The sequence below is a fragment of the Thermobifida fusca NBRC 14071 = JCM 3263 genome (assembly GCF_001592045.1).
Lineage (GTDB): Bacteria > Actinomycetota > Actinomycetes > Streptosporangiales > Streptosporangiaceae > Thermobifida > Thermobifida fusca.
Map to the genome: position 1 here is coordinate 17,108 of NZ_BCWB01000055.1, position 15,749 is coordinate 32,856.

General features: G+C 63.9%; 14 protein-coding genes. 5 read left to right on the forward strand and 9 right to left on the reverse strand.

The features are described 5' to 3' along the window. Positions 1–279 precede the first annotated feature (279 nt). Positions 280–741, forward strand: coding sequence for a DUF488 domain-containing protein (locus tag TF1_RS15980; RefSeq protein ID WP_255266190.1), 462 nt, complete (start codon positions 280–282; stop codon positions 739–741). 34 nt (positions 742–775) lie between these two features. On the opposite strand, the gene TF1_RS15985 is transcribed toward TF1_RS15980, so the two are convergent. After that, complete coding sequence (locus tag TF1_RS15985; RefSeq protein ID WP_169803327.1) at positions 776–1,627, reverse strand: hypothetical protein; 852 nt, start codon at positions 1,625–1,627, stop codon at positions 776–778. Positions 1,628–2,016: 389 nt separating this feature from the next. Then, the gene (locus TF1_RS15990) at positions 2,017–2,982 is read right to left on the reverse strand and encodes a hypothetical protein (protein WP_011293196.1); all 966 of its coding nucleotides are present in this window, start codon (positions 2,980–2,982) and stop codon (positions 2,017–2,019) included. A gap of 474 nt (positions 2,983–3,456) precedes the next feature. Here TF1_RS15990 and TF1_RS14020 point away from each other — a divergent pair, with 474 nt between their 5' ends. Further along, positions 3,457–3,897, forward strand: coding sequence for a hypothetical protein (locus tag TF1_RS14020; protein ID WP_016189296.1), 441 nt, complete (start codon positions 3,457–3,459; stop codon positions 3,895–3,897). 324 nt (positions 3,898–4,221) lie between these two features. Here the strand turns inward: TF1_RS14020 and TF1_RS14025 are convergent, their stop codons facing one another. Both TF1_RS14025 and trxA read right to left on the reverse strand, forming a co-directional pair. Next, positions 4,222–5,268 (reverse strand): NAD(P)-dependent alcohol dehydrogenase, encoded by a 1,047-nt coding sequence (locus TF1_RS14025; protein WP_011293194.1) that lies wholly within the window; start codon positions 5,266–5,268, stop codon positions 4,222–4,224. Positions 5,269–5,470: 202 nt separating this feature from the next. Then, the gene (gene trxA / locus TF1_RS14030; protein WP_011293193.1) at positions 5,471–5,848 is read right to left on the reverse strand and encodes a thioredoxin; all 378 of its coding nucleotides are present in this window, start codon (positions 5,846–5,848) and stop codon (positions 5,471–5,473) included. Positions 5,849–5,965: 117 nt separating this feature from the next. Between trxA and TF1_RS14035 the strand changes: the two genes are divergently transcribed. Next, the gene (locus TF1_RS14035; protein WP_011293192.1) at positions 5,966–6,313 is read left to right on the forward strand and encodes a hypothetical protein; all 348 of its coding nucleotides are present in this window, start codon (positions 5,966–5,968) and stop codon (positions 6,311–6,313) included. A 180-nt stretch (positions 6,314–6,493) separates the two neighbouring features. Here TF1_RS14035 and TF1_RS14040 read toward each other — a convergent pair whose 3' ends face one another. Then, entirely contained in the window at positions 6,494–7,876 is a 1,383-nt protein-coding gene (locus TF1_RS14040) for a 6-phospho-beta-glucosidase (protein WP_011293191.1), read from the reverse strand. Between the two features lie 136 nt (positions 7,877–8,012). Between TF1_RS14040 and TF1_RS14045 the strand changes: the two genes are divergently transcribed. Beyond that, positions 8,013–9,170 (forward strand): carbohydrate kinase family protein, encoded by a 1,158-nt coding sequence (locus tag TF1_RS14045; protein WP_011293190.1) that lies wholly within the window; start codon positions 8,013–8,015, stop codon positions 9,168–9,170. 30 nt (positions 9,171–9,200) lie between these two features. Here TF1_RS14045 and TF1_RS14050 read toward each other — a convergent pair whose 3' ends face one another. Beyond that, positions 9,201–9,764, reverse strand: a complete 564-nt coding sequence (locus TF1_RS14050; RefSeq protein WP_011293189.1) for a superoxide dismutase family protein — start codon at positions 9,762–9,764, stop codon at positions 9,201–9,203. A gap of 281 nt (positions 9,765–10,045) precedes the next feature. On the opposite strand from TF1_RS14050, the gene ptsP reads away from it, so the two are divergent. Continuing rightward, a complete protein-coding gene (gene ptsP, locus TF1_RS14055; RefSeq protein ID WP_061783971.1) occupies positions 10,046–11,743 on the forward strand; it encodes a phosphoenolpyruvate--protein phosphotransferase in 1,698 nt (565 codons plus the stop codon). Positions 11,744–11,962: 219 nt separating this feature from the next. On the opposite strand, the gene TF1_RS14060 is transcribed toward ptsP, so the two are convergent. The 3 genes from TF1_RS14060 to scpA form a co-directional block, all read right to left on the reverse strand. Continuing rightward, positions 11,963–12,331, reverse strand: coding sequence for an STAS domain-containing protein (locus TF1_RS14060; RefSeq protein ID WP_011293187.1), 369 nt, complete (start codon positions 12,329–12,331; stop codon positions 11,963–11,965). A gap of 306 nt (positions 12,332–12,637) precedes the next feature. Further along, on the reverse strand, positions 12,638–13,636 hold the full coding sequence (gene meaB / locus TF1_RS14065) for a methylmalonyl Co-A mutase-associated GTPase MeaB (RefSeq protein WP_011293186.1): 999 nt from the start codon (positions 13,634–13,636) through the stop codon (positions 12,638–12,640). Between the two features lie 98 nt (positions 13,637–13,734). Beyond that, positions 13,735–15,749, reverse strand: a 2,015-nt coding sequence (gene scpA, locus TF1_RS14070; protein WP_061783972.1) for a methylmalonyl-CoA mutase, incomplete at its 5' end; no start/stop codon positions are given.

Below are 15,749 nucleotides of genomic sequence, written 5' to 3' on the forward strand. Positions count from 1 at the left end.
CTGTTTCTGTTTGTGGGTACAGTTTGGTTTGGAAGCTTGAATTATACGGTGGAGGAAATGGTGTTTGAGAAAGTCTTGGTTGGGGGCTTTAAAATTTGTCGTTACAGTTTTAGAGGGAGTGATGGGGTGGGAATTGACTGTGGTTCGACTGCTAGAGTTTTCCACATCATGTGGAAAACTTTCTCTTCTTTGGTTTTAAATAGTTTGAGGATAGTTGTGTCTTTGTTGTTCGATTGCTGATATCCTTGGGTTAAGGAGTTATTGGCAAGAGAGGTGGCAATGTCGGATACTCCTCTGTTTGATGCTTGTGGTGTTGTTGGAGTGGGCTATGAAGGGCTCGATGTCTTTCAATTTATAGAAAAACTGAAAAAAGACCAAGTGTCTCTTCTTGTTGATATTAGAAAGACTCCGATATCACGAAAGCCTGGACTTAGCAAAACGAGGTTAAGTGAGAATCTCAAGGCTGTCGGAATCGAGTACAAGCACGCTTCCTGTCTCGGGAATCCGAAGTGGAATCGACCAGGATTCTCTGGAGATCCGCGCGAGCTAGAGGAAGCACGATCCACATATTCAAAGCTTATGCAAAACAATGAAGCAAAGCAGTGGATCGAGTGGATTGCAGAGCAGGCCATGACAAGAACAGTTGCTCTGATGTGCTTCGAGGCCTGTGAAGAGCGCTGCCACCGCTATGTAACGATCCGGGAAGTCCGTGATCGTATCGGAAAGCTCGCTACTGCCTGATGAAGTGATAGTAATCGGCAAATAAGAATCTATTTTAACGATCGGGGTAGTAAATGCCGAGAACAGAAAAAGTGTGTCGTCGCTTCGCTTGGTTTCCGACGAAGAAGACGGTGTCCTTGGTAGGTGCACACATCTCTTCGAAAAACTTCTCCTTGATAATCGATGTGAGTTCTTGGTCGGAGGCCGGTCGGAAGCGGCGCTGCAAAGCGACAAGTTCCCAGTCGAGGATTCTTTGACGATGGCCTCGACACTCTGGCTGCCAGCAGGTGTAGCGGTACCACGCTGCGAACCGTGGTGCCTCGAGAGCGGTTCGTGGCGCAGAGGAGTCGAGGGCAAGCTGGTTGACATACTTGTCAATTTTCCGCTGCTCCTCAGGGGTCCACGGAGGATGCGGGGCAACCTCGATACCGTAGATACGTTTCGGGCGGATAGCAGCCAAGGAACGTGCCTGGGGATCCTCTTTACACCGCCAGTAGATCCGGCACATGGACTCCTCGATGAAGCCGGAGATATAGGGGATTCTTTTCTTCCATCCCTTCAGCTTTTTTTCGATTTTTAGGGAATCTAAGCGAGGACGCCAGCTTTCCGGACGCTGGTCGTGGAGTCTCGATGGTTTCGCGAACAGAGACACCACATCGTACTTGTTAAACTGGTCCTCGGATTCGAGTGCCCGAAAGTTGATCGGATATAACCGGACCCAACCTTGACAGTCAGGGTCGAGGCGCAAACCCGCGACGCAGACTGTCTCGCCATAGGTTTCTGACGGTGTGGGAGCGGCTTTGACTGTAATGAGGACCCGCATCCGCTCCAGTTGATCCCCTGGAGGCTTTAACGGAGGCGATTCGAGATCGGGGCTGAAAAGGGACAGTTGTTCTTCTCGAGGCATAGGACTCCTTTGGCAGAGGACGAGAAGACCATTTCTCCACGATGTAGAAACTTTACCCATGGTAAGGGGGTGGGAAACAGATATGAAAAACAAGCCTCTTTTTTTGTAATTTTTATTATTTCTATTATGAGGATTTATGTCGTCTATCTGTTGGAAAGTTGTTGCGTCTTATCTGGACGACTGAGGAGAGTAGTACCTCTCCGTGAGGAAGCCTCATGGCCACACGCTAAGCCAGTGGTCGAGATGCTAAGCCGCAGTTCTTCGTTCCCGGTGCTTGATCGGGGCGGCACTCCAACGCCAGCGATCCCAAAGAAAAGTTTGAAACAGGGAATTAAAAAATCTTCGCTCCATGATCTACTAATTCCCAATTTTCTGAATGTTTTTGGATTTTAAGGTGTCTGGGGCTCTTCAGGGATGCGCCAAATAATTCGAAAGCGACTCTCTGGGGGTAGATTGATGGGGCCGATAGTTTCAATTCTTTTAATAAGATAGTTGAATACTAGGTGATGTGCTTCTTCTGAGACTTCATGCCAAGTTTCGGGAGTTACAGTCATCACCTCTCGCAACAAAGTGACATCTGACTCTTCCTGGAGTATTTCCGCTCGCTCCTCTTGGCTTATCGTCTCATCAGTTCTGATGGCATGTACAGATTTTTGGAGAAGGTTGGGCTCAGAGCGCAGGCGCCGCAAAATTTCTGAGCATCCGTAACGGAAAGCCTGGATGGCTGATACTTCCTCAACCTCGGGGCTCTTGTAACCATAAGGTACTCCTTCCTCTGCTCCTGGATAGTCGCCTTTAAGTATGCGCGAAAGTGCGCGAAGAGCGAACTCTACTCCATTTTCTTCAATTATTCTTTTGACGGAATAAATCCATTCATCTTCAGAAATTATTGGCTCATGTGGGAGTGTCAATGAAGGGTGGATTTCAATAGCGTTGAAGGGATTGATGATGAGTCCAGCAACTAGTTCAGGGGTCCACTTTCCGTCCTCGCCGCCCCAGCCGCTGAGATCGAATTCTCGAGCAGACTTCCAAGCTCCTGCCTCGCCCTGACGTGTTGCACGCCATAGCGGAAGGAACCGTGCCACCTCGGACTGGGGGTCTCGAGGCGGAGTGCACTGCTCGGCCATCACGACAACGATTGAGCGAACAGTCTCCCAGCGCGGCTTCCGTTCTCCTTTGAGAGCAGTCCGGACGCCTTCATGACTGACACTGTCTGGGAGATCGTCTCGGTCCTTGATGAGCGAACTGATCTTCCGATAGCTCAGCAATCCAGTAGCTCTATGCAGTTCCTGGAGAGCCTCAACCAGCTCTTCGTGTGCCAAGGAAGCAGGGAATGAAGTAGCGTCTGCCGGCATATGGGCTCCTTCCAGCAGCAGGAAATGTCAACTTTTGCCAACAAAGCAGTCTGATTGCGTCAATTTTAGTCAACTTCCTGGCTTTTCCTATCAGATGACGACATGCAGCCAGAGATGTCCGAAGCATGGAAGGTGACGTCTAGCTTTGTTGCTTCAAGGGGTTGCTCGCGTATGCACATTCCTGCTTATGCCCGTGCCACGATCCGTGCGGAGTTACCACTAGTCCCGACCCCAGGACAAGTGGCTGGCCTGGACTGTTGTTTCTGCAACGAGCCTTTTGGGAGACGCGCACCAGTCTCGCTCGGGGGGACTGAAGGATTCGGGTTGTTTGCATGCCGCCCTTGTCTAACCCATCTGGTCGCCCGGGCACGTCAACTGCGTGATAGCGCACTTGTCCGAAAAGCTGAGCAGGCTCGGAAGGAAGCAACTGCGTGGGCTGCAGAGCGTGGACGATATCTCGCTGAGCTTGAGCGGGTGCGTCGGGCAGCGGAGGCCGTAGCCTACCTCGTTACGGAGAAGGATCTCAGAGCTTCGCAGACCGCCTGGTTGTTCATGGAATTGGAGTCGGCTTATGCCTGGGTTGAGGACGGTGCTCCCGAACAACCGGCCTCCGTTGAGGACGAGGACGAGATTATGCAAAGAAAAAAGTTCCAACTCGCGTTGGAAATGATCTCAACGAGGTTCGCTGTGGCGAATTCTCTCGCTTATCGGATCATCAACGACGCCATGCCTCCTGATCCGGAGCTTTGTGAGGAAATGGAATGTCCCGAAGGTTGCGACGGTAAGCATGACTTCTCAGACATCGATTGTGGACCCGATGCCATATTAGAGTCTTTGGTAGAGTTTGGAATCGATGTAGAAGAAGGTGAATACCGCACTCTTTCTCATCCAGTTGAGGACGGGGAAGCGCCGTGAAGTGGGACAGCTTGACTCTCGCTATCCTTGCCTTCTCCGGCTGTGTCACTCTGACACTCTCGCAGATCAATGAGGTCCTGGCACGAATACCGCCAATCATTCGTGCTTGGCGTCAGGTGCGGAGTGAATTGGGCAGCAGTGGAAAATATGAAGAAGATCCCGACCTGGTAGATGGTGGTCCCCGTTCAACGGGGAACTATGTCGAACGGTAGAGAGACTTCCTGAGCTATTGCTGGTCAATCAGCTCTGCGTTGGATGTTTTGCGTAATAAAAGATCCTTGGGGTGGATACTTTTCCAGGAGGGTATCCACCCCAAAACGATTGTCACGACCTCTGGGCGGGCACCAACACCGCGCGACCCTGGATCTTCCCGGCCTCCATCCGCTTGTACACCTCGGGGCCTTCCTCAAGCTCGTAGCGTTCCACGTGCACGTCGATCGCGCCCTGTTTGGCGAGTTCGACGAGTTCGATCAGCTCGGAGCGGGTGCCCCAGTAGCTGGTGCTCACCCTGGTGCCGTAGGGGAGCGAGTCGAACGACACCGGCAGCGACCCACCGCCGATACCGATGATGTTGATGTGGGAGTCCAAGCCTGCCATCTGCGCGGCAAGGTCGAGGGTGACCTGTGCCCCCACGAAGTCGAACACCACGTCGGCGCCTGCGCCGTCGGTCAGCTCCCGCACCAGGCCCACGGCTTTGGAGTCGGACGGCAGCGCGTGGTGCGCTCCGCTGCGCAACGCCAGTTCCCGGCTCTCCTCGCGGATGTCCAAGGCCACCACGGTGGCTGCGGACATGAGGCGCAGCAGCTGGATGCCGACGTGCCCCAGCCCGCCTGCGCCGATGACCACCGCGACACTGCCCGGTTCCAGCTTGGACATGGAGCGTTTGATCGCGTGGTACGGGGTGAGTCCAGCGTCCGTGAGCGGGACGGTTTTCACCGGGTCGAGGTCCCCGATCGGCACCACGTGCCGCTCCGAGTCGACGAGCAGGTATTCCGCTAGTGCTCCGGGACGGCCCAGTCCCGGGGGCATGATGCCGAGGCGCGCGGCGCGCGGACAGTAGTTCTCCCGGCCTTGCGAGCAGGCGTGGCAGGTGCCGCACCCCCACGGTCCGTAGACGACAACCGAGTCGCCGACGGAGACGGCGTTCACGTTCTCCCCCACGGCTTCGACGACGCCAGCGCCCTCGTGGCCCAGGGTGAGCGGCAACTGGTAGGGGAGGGTTTTGGCGTCCCAGTGCATGACTGTGAGGTCGGAGTGGCAGATTCCCGCGGCGGTGACGCGCAGCAGGATCTGGCCGGGGCCGGGAGTGGGCACGTCAACGTCGACGACGCGGGGCGGCTGGCCGACCTCACGGTATTGGACGGCATGCATGGTGTTCCTCCTCTGCGAGCGGTCCGCCTTGGGATTGCAATCCCATTGGGGCGACTACCCGCAGGTGGGGGGAAGGAACGGGCGGAAAGTCAGCGGGAAGGTGGGAGGAAGACGGCGGTCTTCGAGACGCTCAGCCTGCCCGGTGCAGGCGTAAGGCCCACCGGAACCGGTGGGCCTTGCATGCCTCTGCTGTGGGGCCGTGTCACGCCTTTGCGGACTGTTCTGCGATCTTGCGCCGCACCTCGTCCATGTCCAGTTTGCGGGCGTCCGCGATCAGGGCTTCCAGGGCCTGCTCGGGAATGGCCCCTGCCTGGGAGAACACGACGACGCCTTCGCGGATCACCATGAGGGTGGGGATGGAGGAGATGCGGAACGCTGCGGCGAGCTCCTGTTCGGTTTCGGTGTTGACCTTGCCGAAGACGATGTCGTCGTGGCGGGCAGCGACCCGTTCGTAGACGGGGGCGAACATGCGGCACGGACCGCACCAGCTCGCCCAGAAGTCGACGAGCACCATGTCCGAGCCGGTCACGGTTTCGTTGAAGTTCTCCTTGGTGAGTTCGATCGTCGCCATGGCTGACACCGTCCTTTCCCTTGAATACCCCTGGGGGTATTAGGGTAACCGGTACGTGTCCTGTTTTGTTCCGACGCCCCGCGACCAATCCCTCACGGTGGGGATGGTGACGTTTAGTGTCGAAGTATGAGCATGCTGCTGATGCTGGTCTCACTGCTCGGAGCTGTCCTGGTGATGGCGGTGGGGATAGCGCTCGTGCGCTGGGGGGCCGAGTACCGGGGAGGCCGGGCATTCGACGCGGACGGCATAGAGCCTCTGCCGGAAGGCAACGGCATCGGGGGGTATTGGCCGCTTGTTGAGGACAGCACCGGTCACGAACCCGTCCTCGCCCCGCACATTCTGTCCCGAGTGCGTGACCTGGTACGGGAAGGTCGGGAAGCGGAAGCGGTGGAGATGGTCCGGGAGGCGACCGGCATGGACGTGTACCGGGCTCGGGAAGCGGTCGCTCTCGTCCGGCGCAACACGGAAGGGTGACCGGGTCTGAAGCGGGGAGGCCAGGGGTTTGCCCGACTGCAACCGAGCAGTGTCACATCCCTGAAGCAGCCGCGGGCTCCAGCCGGTGCTCTGTCATCCCTTGCGCTGTTCCGTGGCCGTCCTCCTGCACGGCTGCGGAACAGTCCTGCCCCGATGGGGACGGCATCGGGGCAGGACTTTCTAGTCTCCGGGCAGGATGCGGGCCAGTTCGGGGAAAGCCTGCAGGTAGCCGTCGAGGAGGCGTTGGGCGACAGCCACCGAGTCCACGAGCGGGTGGGTGGCGAAAGCCCGCAGCGCCGCAGTCCGTGAACCGGTGCGGACCGCGTGCAGGACTTCCCGTTCCACGGCTTTGACCGCGTGCACCAAAGCGAGTTGGTGCGGGGCGAGCGGGTCCACGGCGAGCGGGCGGGCCCCGGAAGCGTCGACCAGGCAGGGCACTTCCACGACTGCGTCAGCGTCCACGCCGGGCAGGGCGCCCCGGTTGCGGACGTTGACGATCAGCCGGGCGGGCTCGTCGCGGAGGATCGCGCGCATGACCGCTAGCGCCACCTGCTCGTAGCCGCCGCCGTCCAAGTCGGCTTCGTCGCGTTCCACTCCTCCGGCGGCGCGCCGGTTGTCGGCCATGTAGGTCTCTTCCCGCTCCCGACGGGTCTGCTCCCACAGGTCGTAGGCGTCGCGGGGGCGGGCCGCAGCCAGCCGGTAGAACTCTTTCTGCTGGACGACGAGCTGCTCCCCGCGGGTGTGGCCGCCGGCCGCAAGAGTGCGGGCGATCTCTTCGCGGGTTTCGCGGGCCAGATAGTAGTAGTGCAGGTACTCGTTGGGGAGGGCGCCCAGGGCGCGCAGCCACGCCGCGCCGAACAGTCGGCCTTCTTCGAACGAGGTCAGCGCGGCCTCGTCGGCGAGCAGGTCGGGGAGCCGGTTGCGGCCGTCGGCGTGCAGGCCGCGCAGCCATCCGAGGTGGTTGAGGCCCGCGTAGTCGAAGTGGACGCGCGCCGGGTCCAAGCCCAGTGCCCGGGCGGCGCGGCGGCCGAGCCCGACCGGGGAGTCGCAGATACCGATGATCCGGTCGCCGAGGATCTGGGTCATCGCCTCGGTGATCAGCCCGGCCGGGTTGGTGAAGTTGATCACCCATGCTTGGGGGGCGAGGCGGGCCACATGCTGGGCGATGGCCACGGCCACCGGCACGGTGCGCAGCCCGTAGCTGATCCCGCCCGCGCCCACGGTTTCTTGGCCGAGTACTCCAGCGGCGAGCGCCACCCGCTCGTCGCGGACCCGGCCTTCGGCGCCGCCGACACGGACCGCGGAGAAGACGATGGCGCTTCCCCGCAACGCCTCGTCCAGGGTGTCTGCGACGCGGACGGTGAGCGGGGGTTCGCCGTAGACGGCCCGGTGGGCTTCACGCTGCTGTTCCAGGATGGTGCGGATCACCGCCACCCGCTCCGGTGCGGTGTCGAACAGCACGAGCTCGGTGATGGGCGGATCCGGGTGCCGTGCGTCGGCGAGCAGGGCGCGGTGGATGAGCGGGACGCGGAAACCACCGCCGCCGAGGATGGTCAGTCGCACGTCTTTTCCCCTCCCTGTCGGGTGCGGCTGCGCTTCACGGTAGTGGGCTTCGGCCGGAGCGGAGCCGTCGTAGCGTCGATACGGGTGGGAAAAGGGTTAACCTACGGTTTGAGCACCAGATACGCAGGGAGCGCCGATGGCCTCGGACGGAGCAGGGGACCCCCAAGGGCTGACATCCCAGTACGGAAAACTTGAGTCCACTCCTCTGGTGGGGGAGCCGAAGGACGTATTGAAGGAGACCCGGGAGAGCGGCGGACCCGCCATCGACTTGGCGTTGAGCGGGACGGTCTTCTTCGACATTGTGCTGACCGGGTTGAGTTCGCCGCCGGCGAGCGGCACCGAGGTCAGCGCCCAGGGGATGGGGTCCTGCCCCGGCGGGGTGGCGAACATGGCGGTGGCCGCATCCCGGCTAGGGCTGCGCACCGCAGTGGCGGCAGCGTTCGGGGAGGACGTGTACGGCGACTTCTGCTGGGAGACGCTGGCGAACCAGGAGATGGTGGATCTGTCTGCGTCTCGGCGGATTCCCAACTGGCATTCCCCGTTCACGGTGTCGCTGGCCTACCGGGGTGACCGCAGCATGGTCACCCACGAGCATCCGTCACCGATCCCGTTGCAGGACATGGCGCGCGATTTGCCGCAGGCGCGGGCTGCGTTCGTCAGTTTGAGCAATGAGGACGGGGTACCGGAGTGGGCGCAGGAGCAGGCGAAGAACGGCACGCTCATCTTCGCCGATGTGGGATGGGACGATAGTCAGCGCTGGTCTCCGTCCGTGTTGGAGCAGCTGCGGCACTGTCACGCGTTCATGCCGAACGCGATCGAGGCGATGGCGTACACGCGGACGGGCAGCCCGGCGCTGGCTGTGGCGGCGCTCGCCGAGCACGTGCCGGTCGCGGTGGTCACGGACGGGCCGCGCGGGGCGATCGCGATTGACCAGACCACGGGTGAGGAAGCCGAGGTGGAAGGCATCGTGATTGATGCCGTGGACACCACCGGTGCGGGCGACGTGTTCGGGGCCGGGTTCATCATGGGCACGCTGGCCGGGTGGCCTTTGGAGCAGCGCCTGCGGTTCGCTAACTTGTGCGCGGCGCTGTCCGTGCAGCACACCGGGGGGTCGCTGTCGGCTCCGGGGTGGGCGGATATTGCCGCGTGGTGGGGGCAGGTGTGCGCGTCCCGCCGTGACGAGAGCTGGGAGCGGCTTGCCCGCGAATATGGTTTTCTCGGGGATCTTGTCCCGTTGCCGTGGCTGCCCACCGCGCAGCGCCGGGCTAGCGCCACGATCGGGCTTCGCCCGTGACCGGTGGGGCAGCCTGGCGGCTGTCGGCTGTCACTGGGGGATAGTGACGCAGGCGAGGGTTTCTCCCGCGGTGCCCGCAAGCACGGGAACGGTCTGGGTGCGTTCCGCGTGGATCACCACCGAGTTGGCTTCGCCGTCGCGGGGCTGCCACGACACTGATGTCTGCGAGTGGCCGCGGCCTTCCTCGTCGGTGTGGAAGTCCAGCCACGCCTCGTTCTCCGGGTTGGCGTAGTCGGGGTCGGGCGTGGAGGGGTCGGGGGCAGGCTCGTTCTGGTAGTGGGGGCCCGCGTCTTCCGGGTTTTCGCCGCACGGGTTGGTGTGCAGGTGGGCGCCGTAGTCGCGGTCGCCGACCAGTCCGGTGACGCTGAGCATGATCTCGGAGCCGGAGTCGATCGGGGTGATGGTGACTTCGACGGTGGCTCCGATAGGAACGTTCTCCTCGTCGTAGGTGATGGCGGTCGCCCCTTCCCGCCAGGGTTCGAAGGTCGCCTGGACTTGGTGGGAGGGTTCTGGTCTGGGTTCTTCGGAGGAGCCGCAGCCCGCCAACAGAAGCAGGGACAGGGCCACACCGATGGCGGTCGACGGGATGCGCATGGCCGTTCCTCTCCGGGAGTGATGTAATTCACGGCTTTCGGGCGCATACATTACTCAATGTGCCTGAGTGAACGCACTATGCCGAGATTTCCGAAAGCGAACAATGTGGTTTCGCCGGTCCCCTTCAGGCAGGGTGGTGGAGGGTTGTCTGCCGTTGTCGGAATGGTGGGCCGTTGGCGGAACAGCGGCAGGTGCCCCACCATGGAGGCGGTTTGCGCTGCCGCGGCCCGCGCGGGCTGCGGGGCGCGCACGGCGGTGCGCAACGGATGACGGAGGATCGGATGGAACCGGACCGGGGGTGCTCCCCCGCTGCTGGAGAACAGACCCTGACCGGGGTCGCGGCCAGCCCGGGCAAAGCCACGGGACCGGTTGCGGTCCTGGCCGCGCCGCCGACGCTTCCCCCACGGCGCCCGGCGGTCACCGATCCTGACGCGGAGATCGCCCGGGCTACGGCCGCGCTCCACCAGGTCGCCGACCAGTTCCGCCGCCAAGCCGCCACGGTGGACGGCGAGGCGCGGGAGATTCTCGAAGCCCAAGCGCTCATGGCCAGCGACCCGCAACTCGCTGCGGGGATCGCTGAGCGGGTGCGCAACGGGCTTGCCGCGGAGTGGGCGCTCGACGAGGCGGTCGCCTCCTATCAGGAGCTGCTCCGCGGTGCAGGGGAGTACGTGGCGGGACGCGCCGCGGACCTCGGTGACATCCGGAATCGGGCGTTAGCGGTGCTGTTGGATGTCCCCATGCCGCGGCCGCCCGTCCCGGGGCACCCGTTCGTCCTGGTCGCTGACGATCTTGCCCCCGCGGATGTGGCCAGGTTGGACGCGGACACGGTGCTGGCGATCGTCACCCGGGTGGGCGGGGCCACGGACCACACCGCGATCCTGGCCCGTTCGCTCGGCATTCCCGCGGTGGTGGGTTGTGCTGAGGCGCACCAGTTGTGCGAGGGGACCCCGGTCACGGTGGACGGAGACCAGGGCACGGTCGTGGTGCATTCCTCCGCGCAGCAGTGCACGACCCAGCGGCATTCCCGCCCCCAGGCTGCCAGAGGGCTCGCTACGGGGCCGGGCCGCACCAAGGACGGACAGCGGGTGGAGCTCCTCCTCAACCTGGGCGGGGAGGATCCGGAACGCGCGGCCCGGCACGACTGCGAGGGCGTGGGGCTGCTGCGCACCGAGTTCCTGTTCATGGACCGGGTGGCCGAGCCGACGGGTGCGGAGCAGAGCGCCGCCTATGCGCGGGTGTTCCGCGCGTTCGGCGGCCGTGTGGTGACGGTCCGCACGCTGGATGTGGGGGCGGACAAGCCGCTGGCGTTCTTGGCGCAGGAGAACGAGCCCAATCCGGCGTTGGGGGTGCGCGGGTTCCGCATGGTGCGCACCTCCCCTGAGGTGCTGCGCCGGCAGCTTGCCGCGGTGGCCCGGGCCGCGCAGGAGACGCGGGCGCGCGTCAGGGTGATGGCGCCGCTGGTCGCCACCCCGCAGGAGGCCGCGGATTTCGTGGCTTTGGCTCGGGAAGCAGGGATCGCCGAGGTCGGGGTGATGGTTGAGGTGCCGTCGGCCGCGCTGCTGGCCGACCGGGTTGTGCGCGAGGTGGATTTCGTGTCGATCGGCACGAACGACCTCGCCCAGTACACGCTGGCGGCAGACCGCACCCGTCCCGCGCTGTCCGACTTGCTGGACCCGTGGCAGCCCGCGGTACTGCACCTGGTGGGCCGGGTCGGGGCGGCAGGCCGGGAGGCGGGACGGCCGGTGGGAGTGTGCGGGGAGGCTGCGGCTGATCCACTGCTCGCTTTGGTTTTCGTGGGGCTCGGGGTGACGAGTCTGTCGATGGCTGCCGCGGCTTTGCCAGTGGTGCGCGGGGCGCTGGCCCGGCACACGGTGGCGGACTGTCGGAAGCTGGCTGCGCTGGCAATGGACGCTGCCGGGCCCTGCGAGGCGCGGGAGACGGTCCGCGCCGCGGTTGATCCCGCGGTGCTGGACGCCTAGCGGTGCGGCGGGAAAAACGTTACCAACAGCAGTTGCTTAAAGTAATGAATCTGTAGCTAATAGTCACGATATTAGGGCGGGGAAAACACCGGCGGGACGCGGAACAAAACCCTTCCGCTGCTTCACGAAACATCCGCGAACCGCACACCAGAAGTGGGTCCGGTCGGAATACGGCCGGACCCACAGAAGCACGGCGCCGTACCGGAACCGTGCGCAGACTCAGCCGGCCTGCTTGACCACGAGAGCCCGCATGGCGGCCACAGCCTCCGCCACCGTCCGGTGCACGGGAAGCTGGCGGTGCAGTCCCACCAGGCGGATGACCTTCGTCACCCGCTCGTTGGGAGCGGCGAGAGCGAGGCTGCCGCCGCGCTCCCGCACCAGGTGGTAGGCGTGGATGATGGCGTTGAGACCGCTGGAGTCCATGAAGTCCAGCGCGGAGAAGTCAAGGATCAGCCACGGCCCGTGTGCGTCGACCGCGGATTGGACCGCGGAACGCAGGTCGCCCGCGGTAGCAATGTCGAGATCGCCCTCCACTGACACGATCACGCTGCGGTTCTCGACCCGGGTGCTCACCCCAAGCCTGTACACGTTGTCACTCCTCCCAGCCTCACGAAGTCATGAGGGGTCCCCCATAGCGACCTCAGGCCATGTCATAGACCGGTTGCCCTCAGCGCGGTCCCTACTCGCGCCGATACTCCCGCCCCACGGTGTCCACCCGCACCGAGTAGCGGGGGCGCCTCTCCCCGATCCCCTGGTCGCTCGTAAGGCTTTGGACACACACGGTATTAGCCAAAACGCCAATCGGGAATGGCTGAGAGCAAGAAATTTTCACGTTACTGAGAGCAACCGGCCCGAGAATGCCAGACCCCTGGGAAAAGTGGGGGTGGTGGTGATTCACTCGTCCCGGGATACTCCGGTGAATGCGGCGAAGATTCGGTCCGCGGCAAGCGTCGCGGTGATCGTGCCCTCCCGCACTTCGTTCTCCAGCTGTGGGGCCAGCTCCCGCACCCGAGGATTGGTGTGCAGCTCCTGCAGCAGCCGGTCCCGGACCTGCGCCCACATCCAGTCCACCTGCTGCCGGCTGCGCAGCTCAGCCAGCTCCCCGGTCTCTTCTAGCGCTGCCCGGTGGGCCAGCACCTGCTCCCACACCTCGTCCAGGCCGCTCCCTTCCAGCCCGCTGCAAGTGAGCACGGGGGGAGTCCACGACGGGGAGGGCGGCTGCAGCAGCCGCAGTGCCCGCGACAGTTCCCGCGCAGCCCGGCGGGCCTCCTGCACGTGCGGACCGTCGGCCTTGTTGACCGCGACCACGTCCACCAGCTCCAGAACACCCTTCTTGATGCCTTGGAGCTGGTCGCCGGTGCGCGCCAAGGTGAGGAACAGGAAGCAGTCCACCATCTCGGCCACGGTGACCTCGGACTGGCCGACACCCACCGTCTCCACCAGCACCACGTCGAATCCGGCGGCTTCCATGAGGATCATCGTCTCCCGGGTCGCACGGGCCACTCCGCCCAACGTCCCCGCCGAGGGGGAGGGACGCACGAACGCGTTCGGGTCCGTGGCCAGGCGCGTCATCCGCGTCTTGTCGCCCAGGATGCTGCCGCCGGTGCGGACCGAGGAGGGGTCCACGGCGAGCACGGCCACCTTGTGCCCCCGCCCGGTCAGCATGCTGCCCAGCGCGTCGATGAACGTGGACTTGCCCACCCCGGGCACCCCGGTGATGCCCACCCGGTGCGCGTTCCCGCTGTGCGGCAGCAGCCGGACCAGCAACTGCTGGGCCAGTTTCGCGTGGTCGGTGCGGCGCGACTCCACCAGGGTGATCGCCCGCGCCAAGGTGGGCCGGTGGCCGGCGAGCACACCCTCGGCGTAGGCGTCGATGTCAATCGTTCTGCTCATAGCTCCTCGATCGTCTGCAGGTCAGCGAGTGCGGCCGGGACAGATGGAACACGCGGGGACCCCGGCAGTCCGGGATCCCCGCGCCTGGGTGGGACCACTCAGTGTCCCAGCCGCTCCCGAAGCTGGTCGAGGAGCCCTAGCGCAGCCTCGGCGATCACCGTGCCCGGCGGGAAGATCGCCGCGGCACCCGCCTCGTACAGGGCGTCGAAGTCGGACGGCGGAATCACCCCGCCGACCACGATCATGATGTCGGAGCGCCCCAGGGCGGCGAGTTCGTCGCGGAGCGCAGGCACCAGCGTGAGGTGCCCCGCGGCCAGCGACGACACACCGACGATGTGCACGTCGGCTTCGACCGCCTGCGCGGCGACCTCAGCGGGCGTCTGGAACAGCGGGCCCACGTCCACGTCGAAACCGAGGTCTGCGAAAGCGGTGGCGATCACCTTCTGCCCGCGGTCGTGGCCGTCCTGGCCCATCTTGGCGACGAGGATCCGCGGCCGGCGTCCCTCTGCTTCTTCGAACTCCGCGACCTTCGCGGCAACCTCGTCCATGGCTTGTCGTGCCGCCTCCGCGTTGTGCGCCTCTTCCCGGTACACGCCCTGGATGGTGCGGATCTGCCCGGAGTGCCGTCCGTACACTTTCTCGATCGCTTCGGAGATCTCCCCGACCGTGGCCATAGCCCGGGCCGCATCCACCGCGTGGGCGAGCAGATTGTTCTCCAGTGTCGCACCGTTCGACTCGGCGGCCGCCGCTGCGGTGAGCCGCCGCAGCGCCTCCTGCACCGCGTCCTCGTCGCGCTCCTCGCGGAGCCGCCGCAGCTTCTCGATCTGCTCGGCGCGCACCCGGCTGTTGTCGACCTTGAGGACCTCGATTTCGTCCATGGTCTCCGGCCGGTACTTGTTGACCCCGATGACCGGCTGCAGTCCGGAGTCGATCCGCGCTTGGGTGCGGGCCGCGGCTTCTTCAATCCGCATCTTGGGGATGCCCGCGTCGATGGCTTTCGCCATGCCCCCGGCTTCTTCGATCTCTTGGATGTGTCCCCAGGCGCGGGCCGCGAGTTCGAAGGTGAGCCGCTCCACGAACGCGCTGCCGCCCCACGGGTCGATCACCCGGGTGGTGCCGGACTCCTGCTGCAGCACCAGTTGGGTGTTGCGGGCGATCCGCGCGGAGAAGTCGGTGGGCAGTGCCAGGGCTTCGTCCAGCGCATTGGTGTGCAGGGACTGGGTGTGGCCCTGGGTGGCGGCCATCGCCTCCACGCAGGTGCGCACCACGTTGTTGAACACGTCCTGGGCGGTCAGCGACCAGCCGGAGGTCTGCGAGTGGGTGCGCAGGCTCAGCGACTTGGGGTTCTTCGGCGAGAACTGTTTGACCAGCTTCGCCCAGAGCAGCCGCGCGGCACGCAGTTTGGCGACCTCCATGAAGAAGTTCATGCCGATCGCCCAGAAGAACGACAGGCGGGGCGCGAAAGCGTCCACCTCCAGCCCGGCGTTGAGCCCGGCGCGGATGTATTCGATCCCGTCCGCCAGCGTGTACGCCAGCTCGAGGTCCGCGGTAGCCCCGGCCTCCTGCATGTGGTAGCCAGAGATCGAAATGGAGTTGAACCGCGGCATCCGCTTGGAGGTGTAGGCGAAGATGTCGGAGATGATCCGCATCGACGGCTGCGGCGGGTAGATGTAGGTGTTGCGGACCATGAACTCTTTGAGGATGTCGTTCTGGATGGTCCCCGCCAACTGTTCGGGCGCCACCCCCTGCTCCTCCGCGGCCACGATGTAGAGGGCCATCACGGGGAGCACTGCGCCGTTCATGGTCATGGACACGCTCATGCGGTCCAGCGGGATGCCGTCGAAGAGCTGCCGCATGTCGTAGATGGAGTCGATCGCCACCCCGGCCATGCCCACGTCGCCCGCCACCCGCGGGTGGTCGGAGTCGTAGCCGCGGTGGGTGGCCAGGTCGAACGCGACCGACAGCCCTTTCTGGCCGGCCGCCAGGTTGCGGCGGTAGAACGCGTTGGACTCCTCCGCCGTGGAGAAGCCCGCGTACTGCCGGATCGTCCACGGCTGCGTGGTGTACATGGTCGGGTAGGGGCCGCGCAGGAACGGCGCCAACCCTGGATAGG

What these genes read in the sequence shown, in the direction of transcription:
- TF1_RS15985 (WP_169803327.1), bottom strand. Translation starts at nt 1,627, where the DNA reads ATGCCTCGAGAAGAACAACTGTCCCTTTTCAGCCCCGATCTCGAATCG.
- ptsP (WP_061783971.1), top strand. Translation starts at nt 10,046, where the DNA reads ATGGAACCGGACCGGGGGTGCTCCCCCGCTGCTGGAGAACAGACCCTG.
- TF1_RS14025 (WP_011293194.1), bottom strand. Translation starts at nt 5,268, where the DNA reads ATGCATGCCGTCCAATACCGTGAGGTCGGCCAGCCGCCCCGCGTCGTC.
- TF1_RS14045 (WP_011293190.1), top strand. Translation starts at nt 8,013, where the DNA reads ATGGCCTCGGACGGAGCAGGGGACCCCCAAGGGCTGACATCCCAGTAC.
- TF1_RS15980 (WP_255266190.1), top strand. Translation starts at nt 280, where the DNA reads ATGTCGGATACTCCTCTGTTTGATGCTTGTGGTGTTGTTGGAGTGGGC.
- TF1_RS15990 (WP_011293196.1), bottom strand. Translation starts at nt 2,982, where the DNA reads ATGCCGGCAGACGCTACTTCATTCCCTGCTTCCTTGGCACACGAAGAG.
- TF1_RS14050 (WP_011293189.1), bottom strand. Translation starts at nt 9,764, where the DNA reads ATGCGCATCCCGTCGACCGCCATCGGTGTGGCCCTGTCCCTGCTTCTG.
- meaB (WP_011293186.1), bottom strand. Translation starts at nt 13,636, where the DNA reads ATGAGCAGAACGATTGACATCGACGCCTACGCCGAGGGTGTGCTCGCC.
- TF1_RS14035 (WP_011293192.1), top strand. Translation starts at nt 5,966, where the DNA reads ATGAGCATGCTGCTGATGCTGGTCTCACTGCTCGGAGCTGTCCTGGTG.